The sequence below is a fragment of the Myxococcus sp. AM009 genome, assembly GCF_013372605.1.
Classification (GTDB): Bacteria; Myxococcota; Myxococcia; order Myxococcales; family Myxococcaceae; genus Myxococcus; species Myxococcus vastator.
The window spans coordinates 26,035-51,337 of the sequence record NZ_JABXEP010000048.1 but is presented as its reverse complement, the minus strand read 5'-3'; the positions used below and the strand labels follow the sequence as shown (position 1 = coordinate 51,337).

Annotated in this window: 27 protein-coding genes; 13 read left to right on the top strand and 14 right to left on the bottom strand. The window is 70.5% G+C overall.

The window, feature by feature from the left end:
• Window positions 1–280: 280 nt before the first annotated feature.
• From HV824_RS14555 to pdxA, 4 genes are all read left to right on the top strand, one after another.
• Entirely contained in the window at window positions 281–1,300 is a 1,020-nt protein-coding gene (locus HV824_RS14555; RefSeq protein WP_176423531.1) for an alpha/beta fold hydrolase, read from the top strand.
• A 106-nt stretch (window positions 1,301–1,406) separates the two neighbouring features.
• The gene (locus HV824_RS14550) at window positions 1,407–2,405 is read left to right on the top strand and encodes a peptidyl-prolyl cis-trans isomerase (protein ID WP_176423527.1); all 999 of its coding nucleotides are present in this window, start codon (window positions 1,407–1,409) and stop codon (window positions 2,403–2,405) included.
• Between the two features lie 64 nt (window positions 2,406–2,469).
• Window positions 2,470–3,438: a peptidylprolyl isomerase gene (locus HV824_RS14545; RefSeq protein WP_176419513.1), complete on the top strand. Its 969-nt coding sequence runs from the start codon at window positions 2,470–2,472 to the stop codon at window positions 3,436–3,438.
• A 5-nt stretch (window positions 3,439–3,443) separates the two neighbouring features.
• On the top strand, window positions 3,444–4,484 hold the full coding sequence (pdxA, locus tag HV824_RS14540; RefSeq protein WP_176423526.1) for a 4-hydroxythreonine-4-phosphate dehydrogenase PdxA: 1,041 nt from the start codon (window positions 3,444–3,446) through the stop codon (window positions 4,482–4,484).
• Here pdxA and HV824_RS14535 read toward each other — a convergent pair.
• Window positions 4,405–4,722 carry a (2Fe-2S) ferredoxin domain-containing protein gene (locus HV824_RS14535; RefSeq protein WP_176423525.1) on the bottom strand — a complete coding sequence of 106 codons (318 nt, stop codon included), beginning with the start codon at window positions 4,720–4,722 and terminating at the stop codon, window positions 4,405–4,407. The two genes, pdxA and HV824_RS14535, sit on opposite strands and share 80 nt — an antisense overlap.
• A gap of 39 nt (window positions 4,723–4,761) precedes the next feature.
• Window positions 4,762–6,342 (bottom strand): AgmX/PglI C-terminal domain-containing protein, encoded by a 1,581-nt coding sequence (locus HV824_RS14530; protein ID WP_176423524.1) that lies wholly within the window; start codon window positions 6,340–6,342, stop codon window positions 4,762–4,764.
• Between the two features lie 322 nt (window positions 6,343–6,664).
• On the opposite strand from HV824_RS14530, the gene HV824_RS14525 reads away from it, so the two are divergent.
• Together HV824_RS14525 and HV824_RS14520 are read left to right on the top strand one after the other, a co-directional pair.
• Window positions 6,665–7,096, top strand: coding sequence for a nuclear transport factor 2 family protein (locus HV824_RS14525; RefSeq protein ID WP_176419517.1), 432 nt, complete (start codon window positions 6,665–6,667; stop codon window positions 7,094–7,096).
• A gap of 138 nt (window positions 7,097–7,234) precedes the next feature.
• A complete protein-coding gene (locus tag HV824_RS14520) occupies window positions 7,235–7,816 on the top strand; it encodes a carboxypeptidase-like regulatory domain-containing protein (protein ID WP_255208031.1) in 582 nt (193 codons plus the stop codon).
• Here HV824_RS14520 and HV824_RS14515 read toward each other — a convergent pair.
• The 9 genes from HV824_RS14515 to HV824_RS14475 form a co-directional block, all read right to left on the bottom strand.
• The gene (locus HV824_RS14515) at window positions 7,779–9,182 is read right to left on the bottom strand and encodes an aminopeptidase P family protein (RefSeq protein ID WP_176419518.1); all 1,404 of its coding nucleotides are present in this window, start codon (window positions 9,180–9,182) and stop codon (window positions 7,779–7,781) included. The two genes, HV824_RS14520 and HV824_RS14515, sit on opposite strands and share 38 nt — an antisense overlap.
• A 15-nt stretch (window positions 9,183–9,197) precedes the next feature.
• Window positions 9,198–9,578 (bottom strand): response regulator, encoded by a 381-nt coding sequence (locus HV824_RS14510; RefSeq protein ID WP_013936365.1) that lies wholly within the window; start codon window positions 9,576–9,578, stop codon window positions 9,198–9,200.
• Window positions 9,578–10,306 carry a sensor histidine kinase gene (locus HV824_RS14505; RefSeq protein ID WP_176419519.1) on the bottom strand — a complete coding sequence of 243 codons (729 nt, stop codon included), beginning with the start codon at window positions 10,304–10,306 and terminating at the stop codon, window positions 9,578–9,580. The genes HV824_RS14510 and HV824_RS14505 overlap by 1 nt, the downstream gene beginning before the upstream one ends.
• Before the next feature lie 3 nt (window positions 10,307–10,309).
• Window positions 10,310–11,077 carry a response regulator gene (locus HV824_RS14500; RefSeq protein ID WP_163777161.1) on the bottom strand — a complete coding sequence of 256 codons (768 nt, stop codon included), beginning with the start codon at window positions 11,075–11,077 and terminating at the stop codon, window positions 10,310–10,312.
• A complete protein-coding gene (locus HV824_RS14495; protein ID WP_176419520.1) occupies window positions 11,074–12,474 on the bottom strand; it encodes a sensor histidine kinase in 1,401 nt (466 codons plus the stop codon). Before HV824_RS14495 ends, HV824_RS14500 begins: the two co-directional genes overlap by 4 nt.
• Complete coding sequence (locus HV824_RS14490; protein WP_368738060.1) at window positions 12,471–13,073, bottom strand: RedB protein; 603 nt, start codon at window positions 13,071–13,073, stop codon at window positions 12,471–12,473. Before HV824_RS14490 ends, HV824_RS14495 begins: the two co-directional genes overlap by 4 nt.
• Window positions 13,074–13,380: 307 nt before the next feature.
• Window positions 13,381–13,716: a ribosome-associated translation inhibitor RaiA gene (gene raiA / locus HV824_RS14485; protein WP_140797039.1), complete on the bottom strand. Its 336-nt coding sequence runs from the start codon at window positions 13,714–13,716 to the stop codon at window positions 13,381–13,383.
• Window positions 13,717–13,934: 218 nt separating this feature from the next.
• Entirely contained in the window at window positions 13,935–14,945 is a 1,011-nt protein-coding gene (locus tag HV824_RS14480; protein ID WP_176419522.1) for a zinc-dependent alcohol dehydrogenase family protein, read from the bottom strand.
• Between the two features lie 62 nt (window positions 14,946–15,007).
• A complete protein-coding gene (locus HV824_RS14475; RefSeq protein WP_176423522.1) occupies window positions 15,008–16,276 on the bottom strand; it encodes a hypothetical protein in 1,269 nt (422 codons plus the stop codon).
• Between the two features lie 171 nt (window positions 16,277–16,447).
• On the opposite strand from HV824_RS14475, the gene HV824_RS14470 reads away from it, so the two are divergent.
• A complete protein-coding gene (locus HV824_RS14470; protein ID WP_255208030.1) occupies window positions 16,448–16,708 on the top strand; it encodes a hypothetical protein in 261 nt (86 codons plus the stop codon).
• Between the two features lie 7 nt (window positions 16,709–16,715).
• Here HV824_RS14470 and HV824_RS14465 read toward each other — a convergent pair whose 3' ends face one another.
• On the bottom strand, window positions 16,716–17,210 hold the full coding sequence (locus tag HV824_RS14465) for a hypothetical protein (protein ID WP_176419524.1): 495 nt from the start codon (window positions 17,208–17,210) through the stop codon (window positions 16,716–16,718).
• A 124-nt stretch (window positions 17,211–17,334) separates the two neighbouring features.
• On the opposite strand from HV824_RS14465, the gene HV824_RS14460 reads away from it, so the two are divergent.
• The 6 genes from HV824_RS14460 (at window position 17,335) to HV824_RS14435 (ending at window position 23,310) form a co-directional block, all read left to right on the top strand.
• On the top strand, window positions 17,335–17,862 hold the full coding sequence (locus HV824_RS14460; protein WP_176419525.1) for a pyridoxamine 5'-phosphate oxidase family protein: 528 nt from the start codon (window positions 17,335–17,337) through the stop codon (window positions 17,860–17,862).
• A 400-nt stretch (window positions 17,863–18,262) separates the two neighbouring features.
• The gene (locus HV824_RS14455) at window positions 18,263–19,597 is read left to right on the top strand and encodes an inositol-3-phosphate synthase (protein ID WP_163777149.1); all 1,335 of its coding nucleotides are present in this window, start codon (window positions 18,263–18,265) and stop codon (window positions 19,595–19,597) included.
• Window positions 19,575–20,501 (top strand): phosphatase PAP2 family protein, encoded by a 927-nt coding sequence (locus HV824_RS14450; RefSeq protein ID WP_176419526.1) that lies wholly within the window; start codon window positions 19,575–19,577, stop codon window positions 20,499–20,501. Before HV824_RS14455 ends, HV824_RS14450 begins: the two co-directional genes overlap by 23 nt.
• Complete coding sequence (locus HV824_RS14445; RefSeq protein WP_176419527.1) at window positions 20,494–21,744, top strand: GtrA family protein; 1,251 nt, start codon at window positions 20,494–20,496, stop codon at window positions 21,742–21,744. Before HV824_RS14450 ends, HV824_RS14445 begins: the two co-directional genes overlap by 8 nt.
• Entirely contained in the window at window positions 21,734–22,732 is a 999-nt protein-coding gene (locus tag HV824_RS14440; protein ID WP_176419528.1) for a hypothetical protein, read from the top strand. The genes HV824_RS14445 and HV824_RS14440 overlap by 11 nt, the downstream gene beginning before the upstream one ends.
• Window positions 22,729–23,310: a dual specificity protein phosphatase gene (locus HV824_RS14435; RefSeq protein ID WP_176419529.1), complete on the top strand. Its 582-nt coding sequence runs from the start codon at window positions 22,729–22,731 to the stop codon at window positions 23,308–23,310. The genes HV824_RS14440 and HV824_RS14435 overlap by 4 nt, the downstream gene beginning before the upstream one ends.
• A gap of 12 nt (window positions 23,311–23,322) precedes the next feature.
• Here HV824_RS14435 and HV824_RS14430 read toward each other — a convergent pair whose 3' ends face one another.
• Window positions 23,323–23,727, bottom strand: a complete 405-nt coding sequence (locus HV824_RS14430; protein WP_176419530.1) for a hypothetical protein — start codon at window positions 23,725–23,727, stop codon at window positions 23,323–23,325.
• 163 nt (window positions 23,728–23,890) lie between these two features.
• Complete coding sequence (locus HV824_RS14425; protein ID WP_176419531.1) at window positions 23,891–25,294, bottom strand: DUF4340 domain-containing protein; 1,404 nt, start codon at window positions 25,292–25,294, stop codon at window positions 23,891–23,893.
• Between the last annotated feature and the right edge of the window lie 9 nt (window positions 25,295–25,303).

Genomic DNA, 25,303 nt, shown 5'->3' with positions numbered 1-25,303 from the left:
CCCCCTCCCCCACCACGCCCAACAACCGCACCTGGTGCCGCTCCATCTTCCGAAGGGCCGCCAGAAGGGTATCCGTGGGAAAAACGGTGGCGATAAGGGAGGACCACACTTCCTTCCAAGCCTGCTTCCGCCGCATTGCCACGCCCTCCGAGTCGTTGCCTACATCTCCCTGCAACAGTCCTGCCGGGCAGGGGCCTGCTCACCAATGAACACGGCATGGCCCCGTGGTCCGGCTTAGACTGGTGACGTGACTCGTCGACAGGTGGCACGGCTGGGCCGGATGGCGGACCTCTTTTCGCGGACGATGGCGCGCGGGAAGGAGGGGTTGCTGACGCTCAGCTTCCGCCCGGATGAGCTGTACCGGGTGCCCACGGACGACGGGGCCTCCATTGCCCTGGGCCGCTACCACGCCCGAGGCGAGAAGCGCTTCGCCCAGCCCGTCATCCTCTGCCACGGGCTGGGGGCCAACCGCTTCCACATGGACTTCGACGAGCAGTACAGCCTGGCCCGCTACCTGGCCCGCGCTGGCTTTGAAACATGGGTGCTGGAGCTGCGGGGCCGGGGGCTGGCGGGCGACTGCCCGGACTTCAACTTCGACGACCAGGCCGAGCACGACGTGCGCACGGCGGTGCGAACCGTCTTGTCCACAGGTGCGAAGGAAGTGCTCTGGGTTGGTCATTCCAAGGGCGGGCTGATGCTCTACGCCCACCTGGCGAAGACGCCGCAGGCGCCCGTGCGGGCGGCCGTGGCCCTGGGCAGCCCCTTCACCTTCGCGGTGCAGCCGGGCCTGCGCACCTTCATCCAGAAGGTGGAGCCGGTGCTGAAGCTGCGGGTCATCCCCACCAGCCGCGTCACCAGCATCGCCCTGTTCGGCGCGCCGCCGGGGCCCATGAGCCGCTACATGATGCTGGCGGAGAACATGGAGCCGGAGGTGGTGCGGCGCGCGCTGGCCAACGTGCCCGCCGACATCGCCGGCGGCGTGGGGCGCCAGTTCGCGCGGTGGATCACCACCAACCGCTTCACGTCCTACAACGGCGAGCTCGACTACCGCGAGTCCCTGTCCCGGGTGACCATCCCCTTCCTGCTCCTGGCGGGCAGCAAGGACCTGCTGGCCCCGCCCATGGCGGTGGCGCGGGCCAAGGAGTACCTGGGCGGCCCGGTGAAGATGCTCGTGGCGGGCAAGGCCCACGGCTTCGGGGCGGACTACGGGCACGCGGACCTCGTGCTGGGCCGCCGGGCCCCGGACGAAATCTTCCCGCTGATAGAGGCGTTCCTCTCCGCACACGCGACGCGGCCGTAGGCCCGGTGAGGTTGTCCGGTCCTGCCCGGCGTGCTACCGGAACGGGCCTCGCGCCATGACTGACGGCTTGCCACCCTGGAGCCCTCCCCCTCACGAGGCCCCGCGCATGCGCTTTTCTCCCACCCGCGCCTTCCTGGTCCCACTCGCCATCGCGCTGGCGGCGGGGCTGGGCCTGCCCGCCTGCACCAAGCCCGTGAAGGAGACGCCGGAGGCCCTGGTGGTCGCCAGCGTCAACGGCGAGGTGCTCAGCCGGGCGGACTTCGAACAGGAGCTGTGGCGCGAGCTGGCGCTGTCGGACGTGTCCCAGCGCACCTCCGAGGACGTGGAGCCCTTCAAGCACGCGCTGCTCGACACGTACATCCACCGGATGCTGCTCCTCCAGGAGGCGCGAAAGCACAACGTCACCGTCACCCCGGAAGAGGTGGACCGGGGGGTGCTGCGGCTGTCGGGGGATTATCCGGCGGGCAACTTCAACGAGGTCCTCGCCCAGGGGCAGCTGTCCATGGCGGAGCTGCGCTCGCGGGAAGCGAGCCGGCTGACCATCGAAAAGCTGTTCGCCAGCCACGTCTATTCGCGCGTGGCGGTGACGGAAGAGGAGCTGCGGGCCTGGTACGCCGCGCACGCGCAGGACTTCCACGAGCCCGAGCAGGTCCACGCCGCGCAAATCGTGGTGAAGGGCCTGGACGAGGCACGGCGGCTGCAATCCCAGCTCAAGTCCGGCAAGAAGTTCGCGGACCTGGCGCGCAGGTATTCGCTCAGCGCGGACGCCAAGCTGGGGGGCGACCTGGGGTTCTTCCCCCGGGGGCAGATGCCGCCCGCCTTCGACGAGGTGGTATTCAAGCTGGGGGTGGGGCAGGTTTCGGACGTGGTGTCCACCGAGTACGGCTTCCACCTGTTCCGCGTGCTGGAGCGCAAGCCGGCGCGCAAGCGGGAGTTCGCGGAGGTGCGTGCGCTGGTGGAGGGCAAGCTGCTGGAGCAGAAGCGGTCGCAGGCGCAGGAGACGTTCGAGAAGGAGCTGCGGCAGAAGGCGCAGGTCCAGGTGAACGAGGCCACGTTGCAGGCCATCCGCGGGCGAGCGGCGCCCCAGCAGGCGACGGCGGAGTGACGACGGAATCGAAGACCGGGGCGGCGGTTGGACGCGCCCGGGGTGGTACGGAAGGATGGCAGGAATGAAGAAGCTGGTGGCGGCAATCGCGGCGGTGGCGCTCCTGGGGAGCGGCGGGGCGGCGCACGCGGAGCTGGTGGACAAGGTGGCCGCGGTGGTGAACCGCGACATCATCGCGCTGTCCGAGGTGCAGCAGCGCGCGGCGCCGGAGATGGCCCGCGTCAACGACCCGGACCCGCGCAAGCGCGGCGAGCAGCGGCTGGCGCTGATGAAGACGGCCCTGGACACCCTCATCGGCGAGAAGCTGATGGAGTCCGAAATCGCGCAACTGGGCATCACCGCCACCGAGGCGGAGGTGGATGAGCTGGTGGCGGACGTGCGCCAGCAGAACAACATCACCGACCCCGCGCAGTTCGAGCAGCTCCTGCTGGGGGAAGGCCTCACCATGGCCACCTACCGGGACATGATGCGCAAGCGCATCCTGAGAGACCGCCTGCTGCGCATGAAGGTGGGCCCCCAGGTGAAGATCACCGAGGAGGACCTCAAGGCCGCCTACACGCAGTACACGCGCCTGGAGAGCGGGGACTCGGAGGTCCACGCGCGCCACATCCTGGTGCAGGTGGACGCCAAGGCCACGGCGGAGCAGGTGGAAGCCGCCAGGCAGCGGGCGGAGGCCATCGCCACGGAGGCGCGCCGGCCGGGCATGGACTTCGCTTCGCTGGCCCGCGCCCGCAGCGAAGGCCCCAGCGCCGCGGACGGGGGAGATTTGGGCTGGTTCAAGCGCGGCGTCATGGTCGCGGCCTTCGAGAAGGCCGCGTTCGGCCTCCCCGAGGGCGGCGTCAGCGCGCCGGTGCGCACCAACTTCGGCTGGCACGTGCTGAAGGTGGAGGAGCGCCGCTCGGTGGCCGCCGCGTCCTACGAGGAGATGCGCTCCAAGCTGGAGGGCAAGCTGCTCCAGGAGAAGACGGAGAAGTTCCTCGACCAGTACGTGCAGGAGCTGCGGCAGAAGGCCAGCATCGACGTGAAGATGTAGCCGCCATGGGACTTCCGCTCGTCGGCATCTCCCTGGGGGACGTGTCGGGCATCGGGCCGGAGGTGACGGCCGCGGCCCTGACGAAGCCCGCCGTGCGCAAGGTGCTCGTCCCCGTCATCTTCGGGGACGGGCCCACGCTGGCGCGCTTCCCCGCCTTGCGCCGCTACGCCCGCGTGGAGCCCGGGGCCCTGGGCCGCGTGGAGGGCCCCACCGTGGTGGAGGTGACGCGGCTCCCGGAGAAGGACCGCGCGCCCGGAAGGCCCTCGCGCGAGGGCGGCCGTGCGCAGTACGCCTTCGTGACGGCGGCCATCGACGCGATGCGGGCGGGACACGTGGACGCGCTGTGCACCGCGCCCGTGTCGAAGGAGCAGATTTCCCGCGCGGGCATCCCCTTCATGGGCCACACCGAGGTGCTGGCGGCGGCCTTCGGCGTGGAGGTGATGATGCTGATGGACGGGCCTCGCGTGCGCGTGGCGCTGGCCACCAACCACGTCCCCCTGGCGGACCTGCCGCGCCTGCTCACCGTGGACGGACTGACGGCGCAGCTCAAGCTGCTGTCGCGCAGCCTGGAGCCGGTGGTGGGCCACAAGCCGCGCATCGCCGTGCTGGGGCTCAACCCGCACGCGGGCGAAGGGGGGCTCCTGGGACGCGAAGAGGTGGAGGTGATTGGCCCCGCCATCCGCAAGGCCCGCGCGGCCCGGGTGGACGCGCATGGGCCCCTCCCCGCGGACGGCCTCTTCGCGAAGCCCGACGCGGTGGGCGCGCGCTACGACGCGGTGCTGGCCATGTACCACGACCAGGGGCTCATCCCGGCCAAGGCGCTGGACTTCGAGCGCACCGTGAATGTGACGCTGGGCCTGCCCGTGCCGCGCACGTCTCCAGACCACGGCACGGCGTACGCCATCGCTGGCAAGGGAGAGGCGAGCTGCGTGCCCATGGTGGAAGCGCTGCTCAAGGCCGCTCAACTCACGGGGCCCCGTCTTTCGCACCGGACAACGCGGCGACGTGCTCGGCCAGGTCCGCTCCGTCTTTCGCGGGGTCGATGAGCTGGACGTGCGCCCCGGAGCCACTGTCCGGGAGCACCATCACAGACACGAGGCCTTCGGGGCACTCCCCCAGACACCCTGACTCCATCACCCGCGTCCGCTCCGCGAGCCCCCGACACGCCAGGGCCGCCTGCAGCCGGCCCGGCAGGTCCACGCCACCGGCGCTGACCTCCAGCCGCATGAGGCAGCAGTGGCAGACGTGCAACTCCGTGGGCTCCGGGGGTTCGAGCGCTGACATTCCAGGAGGGAGCATAGGAGCCAGCGAGCCGACCCCGCCTCAGAAAATGAAGGGGAAGCGGATGGGCTCCCGCATCCGCACCTGATGCACCGGGAAGGTCCAGCGGCGCACCACGTCCTCGATGCAGCGCGCCAGCGGCGTGGCGCGCAGCGCGGCGGTGTCCATGGACACGTTGAGCGTCTCGCCGCTGGGGAGCACCGACCACTGCACCATGAAGCGGCCACCGGCCTCCATCGGCGTGCCCCGCGCGTGTGAGCGCAGGCATGCGGTGATGGCGGGCTGGTTCGTCAGCACCACCTGCTTCACGTCCTCCGGCGTGAGGTGCGCCTTCACGTCCACCGCGGGCGGCACGTAGACGGTGCGCGCGGACGCCTCCGCCTTCGCGCCCTCCGCGTCCGCGTCTTCGGTGAAGCCCAGCTCGCGCGCGAAGTCCTCGTCGAGGTCCGCGTACGGCCCCTTCTCCGACGTGTCCTCCTCCTCCACGGCCTCCACGGCGACGTCGCCCGGGGAAGTCGCGATGCTGTCATGAGACGCCGCGCCCTCCGCCTCCGGGTCTCCGAAGTCGAGCTCGACGGGCGCGGGAGGCAGGGCCGATGCCGCGTCCGTCTTCGCGGGGGCCTTGCGCTGGATGGGCGCGGGGCGCACCACCGCGAGCGACTCCGCCACGGGCGTGCCCGGGGTTCGCGTCGGCTCCGAGGCAGGCGCGGAGGCGCGCAGTCCCTTCGCCGCGTCCTGAAGAAGCGCCGAGCCCATGCCCGGCTGCGTGCTGGAGAGCGCCACGGACGACGCGGCACCAGAGATGCGCGAAGAGGGCGCGAGCGCCGGCTCCGACGATGAACCGCTCACGGCGGCCTCCGAGGACGTGCTTGCTCCGCTGGCGTGCCCCGACGGGACGGCGGTGCGCATCGCGGCGCCAGCGCCCGCCGAGGGCAGGCCCGCCTGGGCGTCGCCGCTCGCGCCGAGGACAGCGCCGTGCGCCGTGCGCCGGAGGGCATCATCGACGCTCACCTGCGTCCCCGTGGAATCGCCGCGCACGGAGAGGCCCGCGACCAGCAGCAGGCCCGCCGTCAGCGCGCCCACGGCCGCCGCGCCCATCAACGCCCCGGGACGAAGGCCCAGGACACGGCCTGTCCTGGTCGCGCGCGCACGACGCCGCCGCGCGGCTTCCAGGTGCGCATGCGTCGGCGCATCACCCCACATGGGCGCATCCGGCGCACGCGCCAGCACATGCTCCGCACGCGGCGGCAACAAAGCGCCCAGGGACGTCACCAGCTTCGCGCCAGGCGAAGTGCGCATCCACTCGGGAATCTCCACCGGGGGCTCGGGCAACACGTCCAACGCGTGCGAGGTGGACGGCGGCAGGCGCGCCAGCCACTCCGTCTCCTCCTCCGCGAGCGCGAGCAGCGCGCGCATGCTCGCGGAGACCTCCGCCACGGGTGCGGTGGCTTCCACGGCCGCGTCGTCTTCACACGCCTCGAGAAGCTCACGGTCGAGATACGCGTCGAGGTCTCCCTCCAGCACCTCGCTCACGCGCACCGTGCCGCGCGGCTCCAACGCACCTGGAGTGCCTTTGCCCTGGGTACGGAACTGCCCTTCAGCTCCGGAAAGAAGCTCGTCCACACGCCCTCCCTCGCCCGCGCTGCACTCACCGGCCCTGACTTCGACAGGGCGTGCAACGTAGGAACCCGTCCTCGTCGCGCCACCCCCACTGTTCGTCCTAGAACGCTGTGCCCCCTGGAGGCACCGCGCCTGTCCACTGCTTCACCGGATCAACCCACGGCGGATGGCGCGCACGCGGACCCGCAACTTCGCGCTCCGGAAATTCATTCCGCACGCGTGCATGCGCGTTGTACTCACGCCCCCCATGTATCGAGCGCTCCTCGCATCCACCCTGCTGGCCGTCTGTGCGTGCGGCCATGTTTCCACCCGGAGTCAGTCACCCATGAGCACACCTTCCGCCGACGACACACGCACGCTCACGGAGCTCGCAGGCCGCGTCATGCGCGCCATCCAGACGAAGGACCTGGAGACCATCAAATCGCTCACGGCCGAGGACTTCATCTACCGGGGCGCGGACGGCACGGAGGCGAACCGGGACGCGTTCGTCGCGAGCATCGCGGAGATTCCTGGCGAGCTGACCTCCGTCGAGGCCGACGGCATGCGCACGTATGTCTATGGCGACACGGCGGTGATGGCGGGCCTCCAGCGCTCCGGCCTGAAGATGACGGATGGCGCCGAGGTCACCGACGCCGTGTACTTCACCGACGTGTGGCAGCGCCGCGACGGGCAGTGGAAGATGGTGTTCGCGTTCAGCAGCCCGGCCGCGCCCACCGAGGCTCCGCAGGCGCCCGAAGCCGCACCGCCGCAGCAGTAGCCGCTGCCCTGACGTCCCACCGGGACGTTCCACACCCCACACCTCCGATGCGCGGCGTCAGGCGCCGCGCACTCCACGCCGCGGCGCCGCCTGCGCAGCGCGCGCGGCTTGATACCCTCCGAGCAGCAGGAGGCCGTCATGATGCAGCGCTTTCACGGTGAGCGCCGGTGGAGGCTGCCGGCCCAGGGGGAAGACTGGCTCGTCGTACCGTCCGTCGACCTGGAGCGCCTGAAACACCCACACGCGCCCGTCCCCGACGTCTTCGTCAGCGCCGCCTTGAAGCGCTGGCTGGCCACCCCCGCCGCGCACACGCTATATGCGATGTACGAAGCGCTCGGAGGCAGCCGCCCGCTGGGGCTGTCCGGCCTGGAGCGCGGCCGGTACGAGCAGCGGCTCCAGCAGCGGCTCACCGAAGCCTTCACGCATCACGAGCTGGTGGCCCTCCCCATGGCGCGCCCGGTGCTCCTGCCCACGCCCTGGCCAGAGCCGCCGCCGCGGACGTTTGAGGAAGCCCCCGTCGAGGAACAGACGTGGCTGGCCATCGAGCTGAAGGACGAGGAGGGCAGCCCCATCCCCCACGCGCGCTACTTGGTGACGCTCCCGGATGGGAGCACGCGCGAAGGCACCCTCAACAAGAATGGCTACGCGCGCGTGGACGGCGTGAACCCCGGCCAGTGCCAGGTCACCTTCCCGGAGCTGGACGGGCAGAGCTGGTCATGACGGCCTCGATGTCGGAGGCCTCCTTGGGGATGGCGGCGGTGAGCACCTCGTTGCCACCCGGCGTGACGAGCACGTCGTCCTCGATGCGAATGCCGCGCACGTCCGCGTAGCGCGCCAGCACGTCGCGCCGCAGCCTGTCCCCCGCGCGCGCCATGAGCCGCGCGTCCGACAGGATGGCGGGCACCTGGTACAGGCCGGGCTCAATCGTCACCGCCATGCCGGGCTCCAGGTCCCGGTCCAACCGCAGCGAGCGGTGGCCGAACTCCGGCGAGCGCGCGCGGCCCGGCGCATACCCCGCCCGGTCCCCCAAATCCTCCATGTCATGCACGTCCAGGCCCAGCAGGTGGCCCACGCCGTGCGGGAAGAAGAGCGCGGTGACGCCGTCCACCACCAGCTCCTCCGCATCTCCCCGGAGGATGCCCAGCGCCACCAGGCCCCGCGCCAGCTCTCGGTGCGCGGCCAGGTGCACGTCGCGGTAGCGCGTCCCCGGACGGACGGCGTCGATGCTGGCCTGCTGCATGCGCAGCACGACGTCGTACAGCTCGCGCTGCGTGGTGCTGAAGCGCCCCGTCACCGGCCACGTGCGCGTCACGTCACAGGCGAAGCCGGCGGGGCTCTCTCCGCCCACGTCCGCCAGCAGCAGGTCTCCCTCGCGCAGCGTGTGGTCATAGCGCAGGTTGTGCAGCACCTCGCCGTGCACGGTGACGATAGGCTGATACGCCGGCCGCACGTCGCGCGAGACGAACTCCGCCTCCATCGCGGCGCGCACCGCGGCCTCCAGGATGCCAGGCCGCGTGGCGCGCATGCCCGCCACGTGGGCCGGCGCCGTGACTTCCGCGGCCTGACGCAGCTGCGCCCGCGCGGCGTCGTCATGGCGGAGCCGCAGCGCAATCATCGCGTCCGCCAGCGGCACGTCCACCGCCGCCAGGTGGCCGGGGCGCACCTCACGGCCCAGCAGCGCGGCCACGTCCAGGCACGTCTCCCAATCTGGAGTGGGCAGCGTCGCCACGTCGCGGCCCTTCAGCGCCGCGGGCAGCTCGGCGCGCGAGCGCACGGTGCAGCCCGTGCGCTCCGCGATTTCAGCGAAGCCGGGCACCGCGCCGTCCCACAGCGCGTCGTCGGGACCGGGCTCGGGCAGGTACAGCGTCCAGCCCTGGCCGTCATGGAAGCCCACGCCGTCTGGCGTCGCGAGCCCGAAGAGGTAGAGGAAGTGGCTCGACGCGCGAAAGGGGAACTGGTCGGCGGCGTAGTTGCGCGGGCGGGGGCGGCTCGACGCCAGCAGCGCGGGCGCGCTCCCCAGGACCTTCGCCAGCTGCTCCCGCCGTCGGGTGAGAGCGGAGCGCTCGGAAACGGAAGGGAGCAGCATTCTGGAACCTCGCGTTCAGGCCCCCAGCGGGCGCTGGGGCAACAGCTTGAAGAGGAAGGCCAGCAGGTCATCGAAGTGGCCGCCCTTGCGGAAGACGGCGTCCACCGGCATGTCGATTTTCCCGTCATGACCGGTGACGAAGACGACCTTGGTCTTCGGCATGTGGTGGCGCACCAGCGGAATCAGCCCCGTCCCAAAGCCGTCACCCAGGCTCTGGTCCAACAGCACGGCGTCATACGCACGAGGCCGGTTCAATAATCCCGCGGCCTCCGAATAGGAGCCGGCGGTGACGACCGCGAAGCCCGCATCCTCCAGCAGCGCGGACAGCGTCATCCGGTTGGAAGGGTCGTCCTCCACGAGCAGCAGGCAACGCCCGAACGTCCAGTTCGTCTCCATCACTTGCTCCCCCGAGTCACGTCACTCCGGTCATGCGCCCCGGCCTCCGCGCCCGTGAATTGGATCTCCACGTAGGTGCCCCCGGAGGGACCCGCGCCCAGGTCCAGCTGCCAGCCATGTCGCACCGCCGTCCGGTGGACGATGCTCAGCCCCAGGCCCGCGTGGTGGGACCGCGTGGTGAAGAAGGGCTCCAGCGCGCGGGAGTACGCCTCCGGCGCCAGGCCCTCTCCCGTGTCCTCCACGCGCAGGCACACGCCGCTCTCGGTGTCGCGCGTGCGCACCGTGAGCGTGCCACCGCGCGGCATGGCCTCCAGCGCGTTGTCCACGAGGCAGCGCACCAGCAGCGCCAGGTCCTCCGCCTCCAGCGGGACGCCCCTCTGCTCCTTCAGGTCGCGCACCACCTCCACGGACGGCGGCACCTGGGCCTCGGCGAGCGCGTGCTCCACGCCGACGCGGGCGCTGCACCGGGGGCGCGTGCCGCCAGTGGGCGGCGGCGCGCGCTTGGAGAGCACGTCCTCGGCGGACGTCAGCTCCTTTTCGATGAGCTGGAAGAAGGTCTCCACGCGCGGGTCCGCGCTCCAGAGGTCCGTCTTCTTCACCTGCCGCATCAAGTAGAACGAGGCGTTGCGGATGCTGGCCAGCTTGTTGCGCAGGTCGTGCCGCAGGGTGGAGGCCACCACGTCCGCCACCGCCGCTCGCTCACGCGCCTGGAGGTCTCTGCCTGCCATGGGTCAAATCCTCGCGCCTTGCGGCCCTTGCTGAGGCCGGCCTCGCACCCGTGCAATCGCCTGGACCAGCTCGCGCAACGGTACCGGCTTGGTCATGCACACCACCGCGCCCTGCGCCGCCACCCTGCGCAGCATCTCCGGCACCACGTGGCCGGACACGGCGATGATGGCGACGGACAGGTTCGCCGCGCGCACCTTGGACACCAGCTCCGGCCCGCTCATCTCCGGCATCACCAGGTCCAGCACGCAGACGTCGTACTCCCCCGAACGCAGCGAGGACAGCGCCTCCTCTCCGCTGTACACGGCGCGCGCGCGCAGCCCCACCGTGCTCAGGGCGCGCACCATGCCGCGCGCCACCTGTTCGGTGTCGTCCACCACCAGGACCTGGGGCGCCGCCGCCGCGCGCAGCACTGTGTCCAGCGCGTGCGCCACGTCGAAGGGCTTGGGCAGCACGGTGAAGGCGCCCTCGGCGAGCGCGTCATCCACCAGCTCCTCCGCCGTGAAGGCCGTCATCAGCACCACCGGCATGTCGGGGCGCTCCTGCTTGATGCGGCGCAAGAGCTCCACGCCGTGCAGGCCGGGCATGCGGATGTCCGTGAGCACCACGTCCACGGACTGCTTCTCCAGGAGGCGCAAGGCCTCCTCACCATTGGCCGCCTCGAGGACCGTGTGGCCCTCCAGCTCCAGGTTCGCGGCCAAGGTGATGCGAAGCGACTCCTCGTCGTCGACCAGCAGGATGCGCGCGGGGGCCACTGCGACGTCCTCCATCATGCGGCCTGGGCCGCCGCTGCCGCGGGGAGCTCAATCAGGAACTCACTACCCCGCTCCGCTTCGCTGCGCACAGAGATTGTGCCGCCATGACGTTGCACCATGTTGGCGACAATGGCCAGCCCCAAGCCGGTGCCACGCGTCTTCGTGGTGAAGAGCGGCTCGAAAATCTTGGGCAGCACCTCCGGAGGAATCCCCGCGCCGTCATCCACGACCCGGACACGCCAGGGGCTCGCGTCTCCACCTTCCGCCACGACTGAAACCTCTCCCGTGCGCCCCACGGGCATGGCCTCCACCGCGTTCTGCACCAGGTTCACCAGGACCTGGCGGAACTGCTCCTTGTCCAGGTGTGGCACCGGCAACGACTCCGGCACGTCATTGACGATTCGCACCCCTTCCCGCTGCGGCACCACGCCAATGGCCTCGTCCACCAACGGACGCAGCGGACACGGCTGGAGCGCGGGCGGACGCTCGCGGGCGAAGTCGAGCAGGTCGGAGATGATTTTCGCGCAGGCGTTCAGCTCGCGCTCCATCAGCCCCAGGAACTGGGGCACCCGTGGGTCATTCGCGGCCCCCGCCGGGTCCTTCGTGAGCTTCCGGGAGAGATAGGCGTGGGAGTTGCGCACGGCGGCCAGCGGGTTTCGCAGCTCGTGCCCCACGCTGGCGGCCAGCTGTCCCACCGCGGCCAGCTTCTCCACGCGGATGAGGTGCTCCTGGAAGCCGCTGAGCTCGCGCAGGGCGCGGTCCAGCTCGCGCGCCTTCGCGTACTCACGCTCGCGGGCCAGCTCCAGCTCCGCCCGGCGCACCGCCACCTCGCGCAGCTCGCGCAACATGCCCCGGCACGAATACACCAGCACCACGTCGATGAAGGCCACCCAGAAGGCGTGCTCCACGAAGCGCCACAGCTCCGGCGGAAAACCGCCGTAGAGCGAGTGCGACCACAGGGTGCCGCGCAGCACGTGGTCCACGACGGTGGTGATGCTCGCGGTGAGCAGCACCCACGGGTCGCGGTACAGCGCCAGGAAGGCCAGCGAGCCGAAGATGTGGAAGTGCGTCTCCACCCGGCCGTCCGTCAGATAGATGAGCAGCGAGGACCAGAGCGCCTGGCACACGGCCACCACGTGACGGGTGGGCGTGGAGCCCGGGCGCCAGCGCGCCATCAGCATCGGGAAGGCGCTGAGCAGCGTGCCCACCAGCACGGCCGCCTGGAGCTGCGCGCCGCTGCCCCGCGGACCGAACAGGGCGATGACGATGCCCACCACCCACTGGCCCAGCATCAGCCCCGCGAAGAGCCGATCCGTGCGGACCTGCACCGCGGACAGGTGTTCGCGAAACAGCCGCGCGGCGCGCTCCTTGAGCGCCAGGGGCGGGCTGGACGTCTCATCCCGCGCCGGGTTCATGGCGCGCTCCCGCGGGGGTCTTCCAGCTCACAGCCGTAGACGGCGTGTCCGGACAGCGCCTCCGGCGGCGCGTCCCCCAGCAGGGCCTCCACCGCGGCGCGCCCGGCGTTGTCGCCCGCGTGGCCCCGGGCCGGGGTGATGCCGCCGCTGAAGCGCAGCGTCCCGCCCGCGTCGTAGAAGAGCACCTGACCGGAGGTGACGGCGCCGAAGCGCTCCGCCTGGACGCCGCCCTCGTCGCGCAGCGAGGTGACGCCCGGAATCGCCGCCGCGGAGCGCCACAGCTCGCCCTGCTCCCAATCCTCGCCGGTGCCCTCGGGCTTGAGGAAGAGCACGAAGGCGTCGAGCCGCCCCTGGGCCTTCGCCATCACCCACGAGAGCTCGCCCAGGCTCGCGCGAGTGCAGGGGCAGAGCGGGTGCGCCAGCATCACCAGCGTGGGGCGGCCCTCCACGCGTGGCACGGTGGAATCCCCGGGCCAGCGCGCGGGCGCCGCCAGGGACTCGCCGGGCGTGAGGGAGTAGCGAGCCATGGCCAGCGAGCCCGCCACGACGACGCCGAGCCAGACGACGCCGGACACCACCCACCACCCACGCTTGCCCACGGGGCCCCTCATCGCTCAGCCCCCGGACTCGCCCGCGACCCACGCAGGCGCCCCGCGCACGGAGCCGTGGCGAACTTGGCAAGCGAGGCTGTCGAGTGGACGGCGGCGGTGGTGACGAGGTGGGGAGCCTCGGCGTCGACCCGCAGCACCTGGAGGCGCTGGGCTTTCATGGCGTGACAAGCCCCACGATAGCGCTCAGCACCCCAGGCCTGTCATGGGTTTGAATGGCAAATGTTCGGAAGGTGCGTCGCGCGACCGCCCAGCTGGATGTCTGTAATGGGAATGAAGCGCCGCGCGAGGCACACCGTCACCGGTGGTGCGTGTGGAGCGCGTCCGCGTAGTGTTGGAGCTGGCGCCTGGCGGCGTCGAACGCGTCCGTCACCGCTTGATAGGCATCCTCGTGCCCGGTGCGCGCCTGGGGGTCCCGGGTGGCGACGATGTTCCTTCCCGGCACACTCACATCCACACGCACGTGGAAATGCCGGCCGTGCTGCTTGTGCCGGTGCGGCTCCTCCACCACCACGTGGCACCCCACGATGCCGTCGTAGAACTGCTCCAGCTTGCCGGCGTGGTCGCGGATGTACTCGCTCAGGGCCTCGCTCGTCTCCATGCCCCGATAGGTGATTTGCAGCGCTCGGTTCATCGTCCGCCTCGCGTGGTGGTGCCCCCAAGAAGGGGGCATCGGGTTGCCTTCCCGTCCGATGCATTTGGGCGGCCAGCGCGCCAGGTCCGCGAAATTCCATCAGCGCCACGAAAGCCACACGCTGCGTTTGCGGCGAAATGGGACACCGCCGCAGTCCCTGCGTGGCGATTTGCCCCAGCGCCCCTGGGAGGCGGGCGTGGGCCGGCCCGGCGCCACGCTCAACCCCGGGCCGCCACCTGGAGCACCGCCGCGCCTTGTACCTGGCCCCGCCGCAGGGCGGTGAGGGCCTCGTTGGCGGCGGACAGTGGGAAGGTCTGCACCAGTGTGCGCACCGGCACCGTGGGCGCGAGCGCGAGGAAGTCCAGCGCATCCGCCCGGGTGAGGTTCGCCACCGAACGCACCACGCGCTCCTCCCACAGCAGCGCGTAGGGGAACGAGGGGATGTCGCTCATGTGGATGCCACCGCACACCACCACACCGGCCTTGTCCACCGCCCGGAGCGCGGCGGGCACCAGGGCGCCCACGGGCGCGAAGAGGATGGCCGCGTCCAGCCGCTCTGGAGGCACGGTGTCCGAATCCCCCGCCCACTCCGCGCCCAGCTCCCGCGCGAACCGCTGGCCCTCCACGTCCCCCGGCCGGGTGAAGGCGAAGACGCGCCGGCCTTGATGGCGCATGACCTGGATGAGCAGGTGCGCCGCCGCGCCGAAGCCGTAGAGGCCCAGCAGGCGCCGCTCCCTCCCCGCCATGCGGAGGCTGCGAAAGCCGATGAGGCCCGCGCACATCAACGGCGCGGCGTGGACGTCGGTGTACTCGGACGGCAGGGGGAAGCAGAAGCGCTGGTGGGCCACCGTGAACTCCGCGTAGCCCCCATCCAGCTGGTACCCGGTGAAGCGGGCCTGCTCGCAGAGGTTCTCCTGTCCGGCGAGACAGAAGCGGCAGCGGCCACAGCTCCAGCCGAGCCAGGGGACGCCCACTCGCGTGCCCACGGGAATGGCCGTCGCCCGCTCGCCCGCCGCCTCCACCGTGGCCACGATTTCATGGCCGGGGATTAGCGGCAGCCTGGGCTTCGGTAGCTCACCGTCCACGACGTGCAGGTCGGTGCGGCAGACCGCGCAGGCGCGCACGCGGAGCAGCAGCTCCTCCGGGCCGGGACGGGGAATGGGCAGCCGCGTCTCACGCAGGGGCTGCCCTACCTCGCGCAGCACCATCGCGCGCATGCTCCCTTCCATGCTTCACCTCCTGGCGCGTGCGCTCCAAAGCAGAGCGCCCGGGATGAAGATGGAGGGGCTCCTCAAATCTGGACACCCGCGAGCAGGCCCGGCCACATGCGCACGGTGGTGCGGCCCTCGTCCGCGACGTGGCGCCACTGCGGCCCGATGCCCAGCTCATTCCAGCGGTCGCTGTCATCCCAGGTGACGAGCGTGTTGGCGCTGACGCCACCGAACACCGCGAAGTGCCGCGCCACCTGCCAGCCCGCCATCAGCCGCAGCTGCCCCAGGACATGGTCCGTGTCGTCGAAGAGCCGCTTCGTGTGGACGGTGCTGCCCACCACGTCGATGTCGACGAAGAAGCGGCCCGCGGGGATGTGGCCGCCCAGGCCCGCGCCCATGACATAGCGACGACGGTCCTCGTCGATGGAGGGGCTGTAGCCCACCGTGAACAGCGAGTAGATGTGACGGCCGCCCAGCTTCACGCCGACGTTGGTGAGCGCCACGTCGCTGGCCCAGGCCTGCACATGGGCCTGGCCGCCGCCGACGAAGCTGAGGATGCCCACCGCCTCACCGTCCAGCTCGCGGGCCACGTTGAGGATGCCCACCTGCGCGCCCGTCACGTTGCTGGCGATGTTGATGATGCCCACCTGCGCGCCGTCCACCTCGCCGCCCACGTTGATGATGGAGAGCTGGGCGCCGGAGAGGCTCCGCGCGTAGCTGACACCCGAGGACATCTGGAGCCCCGTCATCTGCCCCGCCACGTTGAGGCCCGCGGAGGCCTGGAGGCCGTGGACCCGCCCCGCCGCGATGTTGGCGCCCACGCCCAGCTGCGCCCCCAACAGGCCCTTCCCCGCGATGTTGACGCCCACGCCCAGCTGCGCGCCATTCACCGCGCCCGACGTGATGTTGCCGCCCACCGCGAGCTGCGCACCTTCCGCATCCCCGCGCACCACGTTGACGCCCACCGTGGACTGGAGGCCCAGCAGGTCCGCGCCGGCCACGTTGGCGCCCACGGAGAGCTGCGCGCCCGTCACCGGCCCCCGGGCCAGGTTGGCGCCCACCGCGAGCTGCGCGCCGCTCAGTCCACCTTCCCCGACCCAGTTGCCAGCAATCGACATCGCCAGGCCGTCCACCCGCTTCGCGTGCGTCGCCACCAGGCCGATGGACACGTTGTTGACCACGTTGCCGGTGTGGAAGCCCGACGTGCTCAGGCCGGGCACCAGGGTGAGGCTGAACGGGATGTGCACCTCGTTCGCGTCCGTCTCCGTCGTCTCCTCGGCCGAGGCCGAAGCCGAGAACGCCACCACCGCCGCCATCATCCCCGCGCACACCGAGACCTTGCGATTCATCGCCTGGACCTTCCCTGGACTGTTTTGAATGCGGCCCGGCCCGCGTCGCGCGAGCACCCGGGCCAGGAGGAATCATCGGGAGGCGTCACCGCCCCGCTCGCGCAAGGGAACACCGGCACCGCGCGGAACTGTCACCCGTCCGCTTCAGCGCAGCCGCTAACATCGCGCGCCATGTCCTCCCGTGCCCCGTCCCGCCGCGACGTGCTCACCGCGACCCTGGGTGGCCTGCTCCTGCCCGGCTGGGCCGCGGACATCGACTGCACCAGCTGGGCCCAGGTGTTCCTCAAGTTCATCCTGGGACACCCGGCGGTGCACTGCCCGCTGCCCGCCACCCGCAAGCCCTCGCACGCCGCCGACAACGTGCGCGCGGGCTTCGGCCGGATGCCCGACGAGAAGCTCCGCGCCCGCCTCGTGAAGGCGCTGGAGGGCTGAGCGGCGGCTACAGCTCCGGGTCCGGCGTGTACTGGAGCTCACCCGTGGGCTCCAGCACCAGGCCCGTGCCGGGCTCGTCCGCGTCGTCGTCGCGGCCCACCTCCAGCACGGACTCCTTCGCGTCCCACTGGCCCAGGTAGTACTCGCCACCCGCGGCCATGCAGGCGCGGCCCTCCGACACCACCGTCTCCACCACTTCCTTGAGGTCGCTGGTGGCGCGCAGCAGCGTCCACGACTTGCCGTCCTCCTTGAAGCCCTCCACCAGGTCCTTGAGCTCGGCGTCGCGAGGCGCGCCGTCGGGCAGCGTCTGACGCTCCCACGTGCGCGGCTCGCGCCGCGGCTGACGGGCCTTCCACGCGCGCGCCAGCGCCAGCAGCTTCTCCTCCGCCGCCTCCTGGAGCGCGTGCATCTCCTCGGGCAGGTCAATCTCCTCCAGCGCCAGCACCGCCGTCTCCAGCTGCAGCGCCTTGAGGCTCCACTCGTTCCACTCCGTCTTCAGCATCCGAACCCTCGCTTTCCTGCTCGGCCACCTACCACACGCCCGCCTGCCCTGGCGGCGGCCAACCTACCGCCATGTGCCCGCCGACCTCCGCGCTGCCTACCTTGTGCTCCCAAGGGAGGCAGCGATGGCCAGGAAGAAGAAGGACACCCAAGACGTCACCGAGCACTTCGATGACCTCATCAAGGGCATCAAGGTCGCGATGATGACCACCGTGGAAGCGGACGGCAGCCTGCGCAGCCGCCCCATGTGGACCCACGCGCGGGACTTCGACGGAGCGCTCTGGTTCTTCACCCGCGAGCATTCACCCAAGGTGGACGAGGTGACGCACGACCACCACGTCAACCTCGCGTACTCGGACCCGACCCGGGACCGCTACGTCTCCGTGAGCGGCCGTTGCCGACTGGTGCTCGACAAGGAGAAGGCCCGCGAGCTGTGGAACCCCACCCTCAAGGCCTGGTTCCCCAACGGCTTGGACGACCCCGAGCTCGCCCTGCTCTGCGTCCGCGTGGAGAAGGCCGAGTACTGGGACACGCCCAACAGTCGCATGGTCCAGCTCGCCGGCATGGTGAAGGCCGCCTTCACCGGCCAGCCCTACGCACCGGGCGACCACCAGAAGCTCGACCTGGACGACAACGCCCCGCTGCCCCACTGAGCCGGACCGGGCCCACCGGAATGGGCCTATATAAAAGGAGGGACGGCGCCTCGCGACGGCTCCGCCCCCTCCCGTCCCACTCACACCTTCTTCAGCCTCTACACAGGGTGGGTCACCATGAACCCATGGCGGACCTGTCCGAGGAGTGTGCCGTGGATGTCGTCCTTCTGACGACCTGGTGTTTCTCTGACAGCGTCGATCTCCTCGCCTTGTACCTCCGGCTGGGCTGATCCATGAGTGCGACGCCTTCGGGTGGTAAGAGCCGCCACGCTCATGACGTTGAAGTGACGAACGCTTTAGAGTATCAACCATCCGCTTTCGAGATTTTCCGCATGCACGACCGGTATCGTACCGACCCGCATACGGCCGACTCGAATACGTCTAACGAAGGAACATCACGATGGAAAACAAGAGGTCGGTCGCGAAGCCGGACGGCAAACTCGCGGTCTTGATTCCGGGTCTGGGCGCTGTGTCCACCACGCTGATGGCGGGTGTCGAGCTGGCGCGGCAGGGCAAGGGTCACCCCATTGGGTCGCTCACGCAGATGGGCACCGCCCGCCTGGGGAAGCGCACCGACGGGCGCACCGTGAAGCTCAACGAGCTGGTTCCCCTGGCGGAGCTGAAGGACATCGCCTTCGGCGCCTGGGACATCATCCGTGAGGACGCGTACGAAGTGGCCGTGCGCTCGGGCGTGCTCAGCGACAAGCACCTGGAGGAGGTGAAGCCGTTCCTCCAGGGCATCAAGCCGAAGCAGGGCGTGCACGACGCGGAGTTCGTCCGCCGCATCGAAGCCAACCACATCAAGGCCACCAAGACGCACCGCGAGAGCATCGAAGCGCTGCGCCAGGACATCCGCGACTTCAAGAAGGAGCTCAACGCGACGCGCGCCGTGATGGTGGTGTGCAGCAGCGTGGAGACCTTCCGTCCGCTGCCCGAGTCCTTCAAGACGCTGGCCGCCTTCGAGAAGGCGCTGGACGAGAACAGCCCGGACATCAACCCCACCGCGCTCTACACCTACGCGGCCATCAAGGAGGGCGTGCCCTTCGCGAACGCCACGCCCAACGCCAGCGTGGACACGCCGGCGCTCCAGGAGCTGGCCAAACAGGAGGCGGTGGCCGTCGCCGGCCGTGACCTCAAGAGCGGCCAGACGATGATGAAGACGGTCATCGCGCCCGCGCTCAAGGCCCGCATGCTGGGTCTGGACGGCTGGTTCTCCACCAACATCCTGGGCAACCGTGACGGCGAGGTGCTGGACGACCCCGCGGCCTTCAAGGCCAAGGAAGTCACCAAGTCGAGCGTGCTGGACACCATCCTGCAGCCCGACCTGTACCCGGAGCTGTACAAGAAGTACGCGCACAAGGTGTCCATCCACTACTACCCGCCCCGCGGCGACGCGAAGGAGGGTTGGGACAACATCGACATCACCGGATGGCTCGGCTATCCGATGCAGATCAAGGTCAACTTCCTCTGCCGCGACTCCATCCTGGCGGCCCCGCTGGTGCTGGACATCGCGCTGTTCCTGGACCTGGCCAAGCGGCTGGAGTGGCGCGGCATCCAGGAGTGGATGTCCTTCTACTTCAAGAGCCCCATGGCGCAGCCGGGCCTGCCGGTGGAGCACGACCTCTTCATCCAGCTCACCAAGCTGAAGAACACGCTGCGCGTCGTCGCGGGCGAGGACCCCATCACCCACCTCGGGCTCGACTACTACGGAGATGACCTCCCGCTCTCCAAATAGGGTCACCGCGCTCACGTGGCTCTGCACCATCCTGGGGTTGAGCCACTTGACGCTGGTGTACGCCACCGGCCGGCTGCGGTGGGACCACGTCGCGGCGGACGCGCTGATTCTGGGGGTGGCCTGGGCGGGCCCCCGCCTTCAGCGCTTCCTTCGCGGTGGGCTCGCGCTGTGGCTGACCGGGATGCTGCTGGACAGCCAGGGCCTCTGGCTGTTCCTGCGGGGCCCCATCCACACGGGCGACCTGTGGGAGCTGGAGCGCCAGTGGTTCCCGGCGCCCGGCGGCACCCACTGGCCCGAATGGTGGGCCACGCGCTTCACCCCGGCCTTGGACCTGCTGTGCGGCTTCGCCTACGCGGCGTACCTGTACGAGGTCTTCATCCTGGCCCTCTTCTTCTTCGTGAAGAAGGACTCGCTCTTCGAACGGCTGTGCTGGGGCTTCCTGGCGGCGAACGCGATTGGCGTCGTCATCTACGTGCTCTACCCCGCGGCGCCGCCCTGGTACGTGCTCCAGTACGGCCCGGGACCGGCAGACCTGGCCGCGCCCCCCAACCCCGCGGGCACGGCCCGCTTCGACGCGCTGCTGGGGATTCATTATTTCGCGGGCTTCTACTCGCGCAGCACCAACGTGTTCGGGGCCATGCCTTCCTTGCACGCGGCGTACCCGTTCCTGGTGATGATGTTCGTGTGGTCGCGCGGCTGGGCCTGGCGCATCGCCACCGGGCTGTTCGCGTTGCTCGTCGCCTTCTCCGCCGTATACCTGACGCACCACTACATCCTGGACGTGCTCGCGGGCCTGGGTGTGGCGGCGGTTGCATTTCTGGCGGTCGAAAGCGTCTACGCCCGCGTGACGGCCTCCGCACCCTGGGCCGTGTCGTTGACTACAAGAGGAGACACCCGTGCTTGAGAACCTGATGGCGTGGTTGACCGGAAACCTGTCTCCGTCCGCCCGCATCTGGACGGCGCTGGCTCCGGCCATCGTCGCGTGCACCTACTTCCTGGGCGGGCTGCTCGTCTTCTGTATCCGCTGCGCCTTCAAGGGCATCCCCCGCGACGAGGAGACGCTCAAGCGCGGCAGCACCGGGCTGGTGGGCTTCTTCCTGCGGCACTACTTCTTCTGGATCATCCAGCCGCTGTGGGCGGTGATTCTGCGCTCGGGCCTGCCGGCCAACGCGCTGTCCATGCTGTCGGGCCTCTTGGGCGTGTCGTCCGGCGTGGCGGTGGCGGCGGGCCGCTTCGCGCTGGGCGGCTGGCTCTTCCTGTTCGCGGGCATCCTGGACGTCATGGACGGGCGCATCGCCCGCACGCGCAAGGAGGCCAACCCCGCGGGCGCGGCGCTGGACTCGGTGCTGGACCGGTACGTGGACTCGGCGATGCTCATGGGCCTGGCCTGGTACTACCGGGACACCTGGGTGTTGCTGCCCGCGCTGATGGCGCTGCTCGGCTCCTCGCTGGTGCCCTACGTGCGCGCCAAGGGTGAGGGCCTGGGCGTCAGCGTGCGCGACGGCGCCATGCAGCGGCTGGAGCGGGTGCTCTTCATGGGCGCGGGCACGGCGCTGTCGCCCATCCTGGAGGCCGTCTTCTGGCCCGAGGAGAAGCACCCCATGCACTGGCTGGCGGTGGTGGGGCTGGTGTTCGTCGCCGTCATGAGCAACGTCACGGCGCTCTCCCGCTTCCGCAACCTGGTGAAGGCGCTGGCGCCCCAGCGTCAGGAGGCGCGCTCTGGCAAGGCCATCATCGGCCTCAACGCCCTGGCGGGCGCGCTGGCCACGGCGGTGGACTTCGCGCTGGTGCTGGCGTTGGTGGAGTGGGTGGGCATGCTGCCCGCCTGGGCCACGGTGCTGGGCTGCGGTCTGGGCGCGGTGGTGAACTACTCCATCAACCGGGTGCTCACCTTCAAGAGCACCGGCGCGGTGGGGCGGCAGCTGGCGCGCTACTCCGTGGTGAGCGGCACCAGCGCGCTGCTCAACGCGGGCGGCGTGGCGCTGCTGACGCTGCACCCGCAGCTGGCCTATGCGCTGGGGTGGTGGCTGGTGCGCGGCGTGGTGTACTTCGCGTGGAACCTGCCGCTGCAGCGTGACTACGTCTTCAACAATGAGGCGGCGGCTGCCGAGGACCCGCTCATGGAGCAGCGTCCCCATGCGGCCTGAAGGGCGCTTCCAGGTGCTGAAGGGCCTGGCGGTGGCCACCGCGCTCGTGCTGCCCTCGGTGGCGGCGGCGGGCGCAGTGCTGGAGCCGAAGGTGTCCCCCAGTGACAACTACGGGGAGAACTTCACCTTCATCGGCGACCTGGACGGCGGCACCTTCATCTTCGTGCAGTTGACGGTGACGAACATCGGTCCCGGCTCGCGCATCGGCCTGTGCCGGACCACGGTGCTCACGCCAGGACAGAAGGCCTGGTCCGCCCAGACGAAGGTCAAGGCGCGCGACTGGAGCCATGACGCCAAGACGTCGACGCTGAAGATGGGGCCGTGCTCGGCCCGCTCGGCGGAGGGGACCACGCGCGTGGAGGTCCCGCTGGAGGGCGGGCGGGTGCTGCTGGAGTACGCCGCGCCCATGACGCCCCAGGGCCAGGAAGGCACGGAGGTGGAGGTGGGCAAGAACCGCTACCACCACGAGGTGACGCTGGCCTTCAGCGCGCTGAAGGCGACGGTGCGGCGGCCCAAGGGCGAGGACGTCGTCTACACGGGTGGCGGGTACGCGGACCACACGCGCTCCACCATCGCGCCGGCGAAGCTGGCGAAGCGGTGGGTGCGCTTCCGGGCGCTGCGCGGCGGCGAGAAGCTGGTGCTGCTGGCGCGTGAGGGCCAGGACGGTGAATACGGCCCCGTGTACGCGTGGGAGGAAGGCGCCAAGGCCCGCTCGCTGGAGCACTTCACGCTGGCGCGGGAAGGCGTGAAGGAGCGCAGCTCGTGGAAGGTGGAGCTGTTCGCGGATGGCGCCTCCGCCATGGTGCTGCGCTCCACGTCGCTGCTGCAGCGCAGCGCGCCGGTGGAGGACCTGGGCGCGGTGCTGGGCGGGCTGGTGCGCACGGTGGTGGGCTCGCCGGTGACGTACCTGCACCGGGCGGTGCTGGAGCGCGAGGGCAAGGCGCCGGTGACGGGGCTGATGGAAGTGACGCTCGAGGGCGACCTGTGAGCCTCGCGCTGCTGCGGGAGGTGCACCACGTGCCGGGTGTGCGCGGCTGGGTGCGCAAGCAGGTGCTGCGCTCGGTGGCGCGCTGCGTGGAGTGGACCACGAAGCTGCCGGGGCGCGGGCTGAACGTGTCGCGGGTGAATGACTGGCTGTACGTGGGTGGCGCGGTGCCTCGCTCGCGGTACGCGGAGCTGAAGGCGCGCGGCATCACCGCGGTGATTGACGTGCGGGGTGAGCGCTGTGACGACGCGGAGGCGTTGAAGGCGCTGGGCATCGAGCTGCTGAACCTGCCGGTGACGGACCGCTATCCGCCGTCGGTGGAGCAGGTGATGCGGGGCGTGGAGTGGGCCCTGCCCCGGCTGGAGCAGGGCGGCACGCTGTACACCCACTGTGAGCACGGCGTGGGCCGGGGCCCGCTGGTGGGGCTGGCGGTGATGGTGGCGCGTGGCTGGGAGGCCCCGGCCGCGTACCGCGAGCTGCGGCAGGCGCGGTGGCAGTCCACGCTGAATGACCGGCAGCTGAACGGGCTCGCGGACTTCGTCGCCGCGTGGCAGGCGCGGGCGGCCGAGCGGGCGGCATAGGCCGCGCCCGGCTCAGTCCCGCGTCAAGATGACGCCGTCATCACTGATGGCATAGCTCGCGCCGGGGTCCATGACTTCCGGCTGCAAGCCACAGCGTTCCTGCTCCCTGGGCGTGAAGTGGACGAAGGTCATCTTCTCGCCCCGCTGGAGCCAGGCGTCATATGTCTCGATGCGATGGAGACACTGCGTCATGGCATCCGCGTTCCTGGGGGGCCTCGTTCCGGGGGGCAGGAAGTCCTCCATCGCGAGTTGGAGCGCCTTCAACTGAGTGCCATCCACGGTGGATGAGGCTTCCTTCGTCCACTCCGGGAACTGGATGCCGGCGGAGACCTCGGGCGGCGCGACTGGCGTCCTGGACCGCAGGTGCAGGCATCCACTCATAAGGCTCATGAGGATGAAGAAGCCGACTGGTTTCATCTGCGTCGTCCTCAAGTTCGACCGCGGTCGCTGCCAGCCCAAGTTCCGGCCTACTCACCACGGATATCATCCGTCACGGAAGGCTCTTCCTCAGAGCCTCCATCAATAGGGAGATTGCCACACATTGAGCGCGCAGCGCCTCGAAGGCAGCCCGCAGTGGGGCCTACGGCCCACTGAAGAGCGCGAGGCCCCGCGACACCCAGGCGCGCACCCTGTCCTCCACGGCATAGGTGAAGCCGTCACGCGAGCCTCGGGCGTACACCTCCTGGGAGCCCTCCGGCGCGTCCGGAACCTCGTTCCCGAGCCACAGCGTCTGCACGGCGCCGCCCTCCTCGCGCACCTCCACGGAGGCCACGGGCGGAGACAGGCCCGCCTGCGCGTCCTGCACCGCTCCATCGACGAGGCGAGAGGCCTCGAGCCGCTGGAGCCAGACGAGCCGCGCCTCCACCTGTGACGCGTCGAACCGGAAGGACTCCGGCGGCGACTGGGGCTCACGCAGCACCCAGCCCCGCGCGTCCTTCGCCACCACCACCGTCGTGTCACCGGTCTGGATGCGCACCTGGTTCACCTGCTCCAACGCGAACCGCAGCAGGAGCAGGTCACGGAAGTCCACCAGCCGCTTGCGCACCTGCGCCGCCGACACCGCGGACACCTCGTACACCCGCGCATCTCCCTCCAACTGGACGAAGACGGTGTCCTGGGCCTCCGCCGCGCGGCCCAGCCGCAGCACCACCGTCTTCCCATCCTTCAGGCGCGCCTCCACCGTGTCATGCGCCTGGGCGAGCGCGGCCTTCGCCGCCGCGGCGGCCTCCCCCGCGAGCACGTCCTGCGCCTCGACCTCCAACAAGTCCCGCACGACCTGGTCGGCCGCGCGCGCGCTGAACCGGAAGCCCTCCGGCACCTGCGTCCCCTCCGCGAGCCGCCAGCCGCCCGCCGCGCCACTCGACGTCACCGTCACCGGCGCGTCGTCCCCGACACGAAACACCAGCTGCGTGAAGTCCTCGGGCGCCCCCCGCACCAACCGCGCGTCACGCCAGTCCATGACGCGCCGGCGCCACAACCAGCCCAGCCGCGTGGGGTGCTCGAAGACGTCCGCGTTGGCCGCCTTGCGCACGTAGGTCCCACCGTTCGACGCCCCATCCTTCCCGAGCACCAGCTCCAGCGGAGGGCGGCCCTCCTGGAGGATGCGGACCTTCAGCCCGCGCGCGTCATCCAGCCAGAAGTCGTTCAGCCGGTCTGCGTTGCCGCCGACGAACTTCGCGCCCGCCGCCCGGGCCAGGGACTCCAGCGCGCCCTTCACCATCGCCTCGTCCGCCAGGTAGCGGCGCTCCGGCGAGCCCGGGTCCGCGACCGTCCACCCACCGCCGTCCCGCCGCAGCGTGGCGCGGCGGCCCCCCGAGAGCTCCAGGCCGGAGACACGCGCCGGGTCGAAGCCCGACAGGTCCAGCTGGCGTCCACCCTCACCACCGCTGGCGCCCGGCTGCCCCGGCGGCTGCTCGCCGGCGACGAACATGAACACGAGCAGCAGCACGGCTGCGCCAACGACGATGACCAGCGCCTTCTTCATGGCTCTCCC

What these genes read in the sequence shown, in the direction of transcription:
- HV824_RS14555 (WP_176423531.1), top strand. Translation starts at nt 281, where the DNA reads ATGGCGGACCTCTTTTCGCGGACGATGGCGCGCGGGAAGGAGGGGTTG.
- HV824_RS14550 (WP_176423527.1), top strand. Translation starts at nt 1,407, where the DNA reads ATGCGCTTTTCTCCCACCCGCGCCTTCCTGGTCCCACTCGCCATCGCG.
- HV824_RS14545 (WP_176419513.1), top strand. Translation starts at nt 2,470, where the DNA reads ATGAAGAAGCTGGTGGCGGCAATCGCGGCGGTGGCGCTCCTGGGGAGC.
- pdxA (WP_176423526.1), top strand. Translation starts at nt 3,444, where the DNA reads ATGGGACTTCCGCTCGTCGGCATCTCCCTGGGGGACGTGTCGGGCATC.
- HV824_RS14535 (WP_176423525.1), bottom strand. Translation starts at nt 4,722, where the DNA reads ATGTCAGCGCTCGAACCCCCGGAGCCCACGGAGTTGCACGTCTGCCAC.
- HV824_RS14525 (WP_176419517.1), top strand. Translation starts at nt 6,665, where the DNA reads ATGAGCACACCTTCCGCCGACGACACACGCACGCTCACGGAGCTCGCA.
- HV824_RS14520 (WP_255208031.1), top strand. Translation starts at nt 7,235, where the DNA reads ATGATGCAGCGCTTTCACGGTGAGCGCCGGTGGAGGCTGCCGGCCCAG.
- HV824_RS14515 (WP_176419518.1), bottom strand. Translation starts at nt 9,182, where the DNA reads ATGCTGCTCCCTTCCGTTTCCGAGCGCTCCGCTCTCACCCGACGGCGG.
- HV824_RS14510 (WP_013936365.1), bottom strand. Translation starts at nt 9,578, where the DNA reads ATGGAGACGAACTGGACGTTCGGGCGTTGCCTGCTGCTCGTGGAGGAC.
- HV824_RS14505 (WP_176419519.1), bottom strand. Translation starts at nt 10,306, where the DNA reads ATGGCAGGCAGAGACCTCCAGGCGCGTGAGCGAGCGGCGGTGGCGGAC.
- HV824_RS14500 (WP_163777161.1), bottom strand. Translation starts at nt 11,077, where the DNA reads ATGATGGAGGACGTCGCAGTGGCCCCCGCGCGCATCCTGCTGGTCGAC.
- HV824_RS14495 (WP_176419520.1), bottom strand. Translation starts at nt 12,474, where the DNA reads ATGAACCCGGCGCGGGATGAGACGTCCAGCCCGCCCCTGGCGCTCAAG.
- raiA (WP_140797039.1), bottom strand. Translation starts at nt 13,716, where the DNA reads ATGAACCGAGCGCTGCAAATCACCTATCGGGGCATGGAGACGAGCGAG.
- HV824_RS14480 (WP_176419522.1), bottom strand. Translation starts at nt 14,945, where the DNA reads ATGGAAGGGAGCATGCGCGCGATGGTGCTGCGCGAGGTAGGGCAGCCC.
- HV824_RS14475 (WP_176423522.1), bottom strand. Translation starts at nt 16,276, where the DNA reads ATGAATCGCAAGGTCTCGGTGTGCGCGGGGATGATGGCGGCGGTGGTG.
- HV824_RS14470 (WP_255208030.1), top strand. Translation starts at nt 16,448, where the DNA reads ATGTCCTCCCGTGCCCCGTCCCGCCGCGACGTGCTCACCGCGACCCTG.
- HV824_RS14465 (WP_176419524.1), bottom strand. Translation starts at nt 17,210, where the DNA reads ATGCTGAAGACGGAGTGGAACGAGTGGAGCCTCAAGGCGCTGCAGCTG.
- HV824_RS14460 (WP_176419525.1), top strand. Translation starts at nt 17,335, where the DNA reads ATGGCCAGGAAGAAGAAGGACACCCAAGACGTCACCGAGCACTTCGAT.
- HV824_RS14455 (WP_163777149.1), top strand. Translation starts at nt 18,263, where the DNA reads ATGGAAAACAAGAGGTCGGTCGCGAAGCCGGACGGCAAACTCGCGGTC.
- HV824_RS14450 (WP_176419526.1), top strand. Translation starts at nt 19,575, where the DNA reads ATGACCTCCCGCTCTCCAAATAGGGTCACCGCGCTCACGTGGCTCTGC.
- HV824_RS14440 (WP_176419528.1), top strand. Translation starts at nt 21,734, where the DNA reads ATGCGGCCTGAAGGGCGCTTCCAGGTGCTGAAGGGCCTGGCGGTGGCC.
- HV824_RS14430 (WP_176419530.1), bottom strand. Translation starts at nt 23,727, where the DNA reads ATGAAACCAGTCGGCTTCTTCATCCTCATGAGCCTTATGAGTGGATGC.
- HV824_RS14425 (WP_176419531.1), bottom strand. Translation starts at nt 25,294, where the DNA reads ATGAAGAAGGCGCTGGTCATCGTCGTTGGCGCAGCCGTGCTGCTGCTC.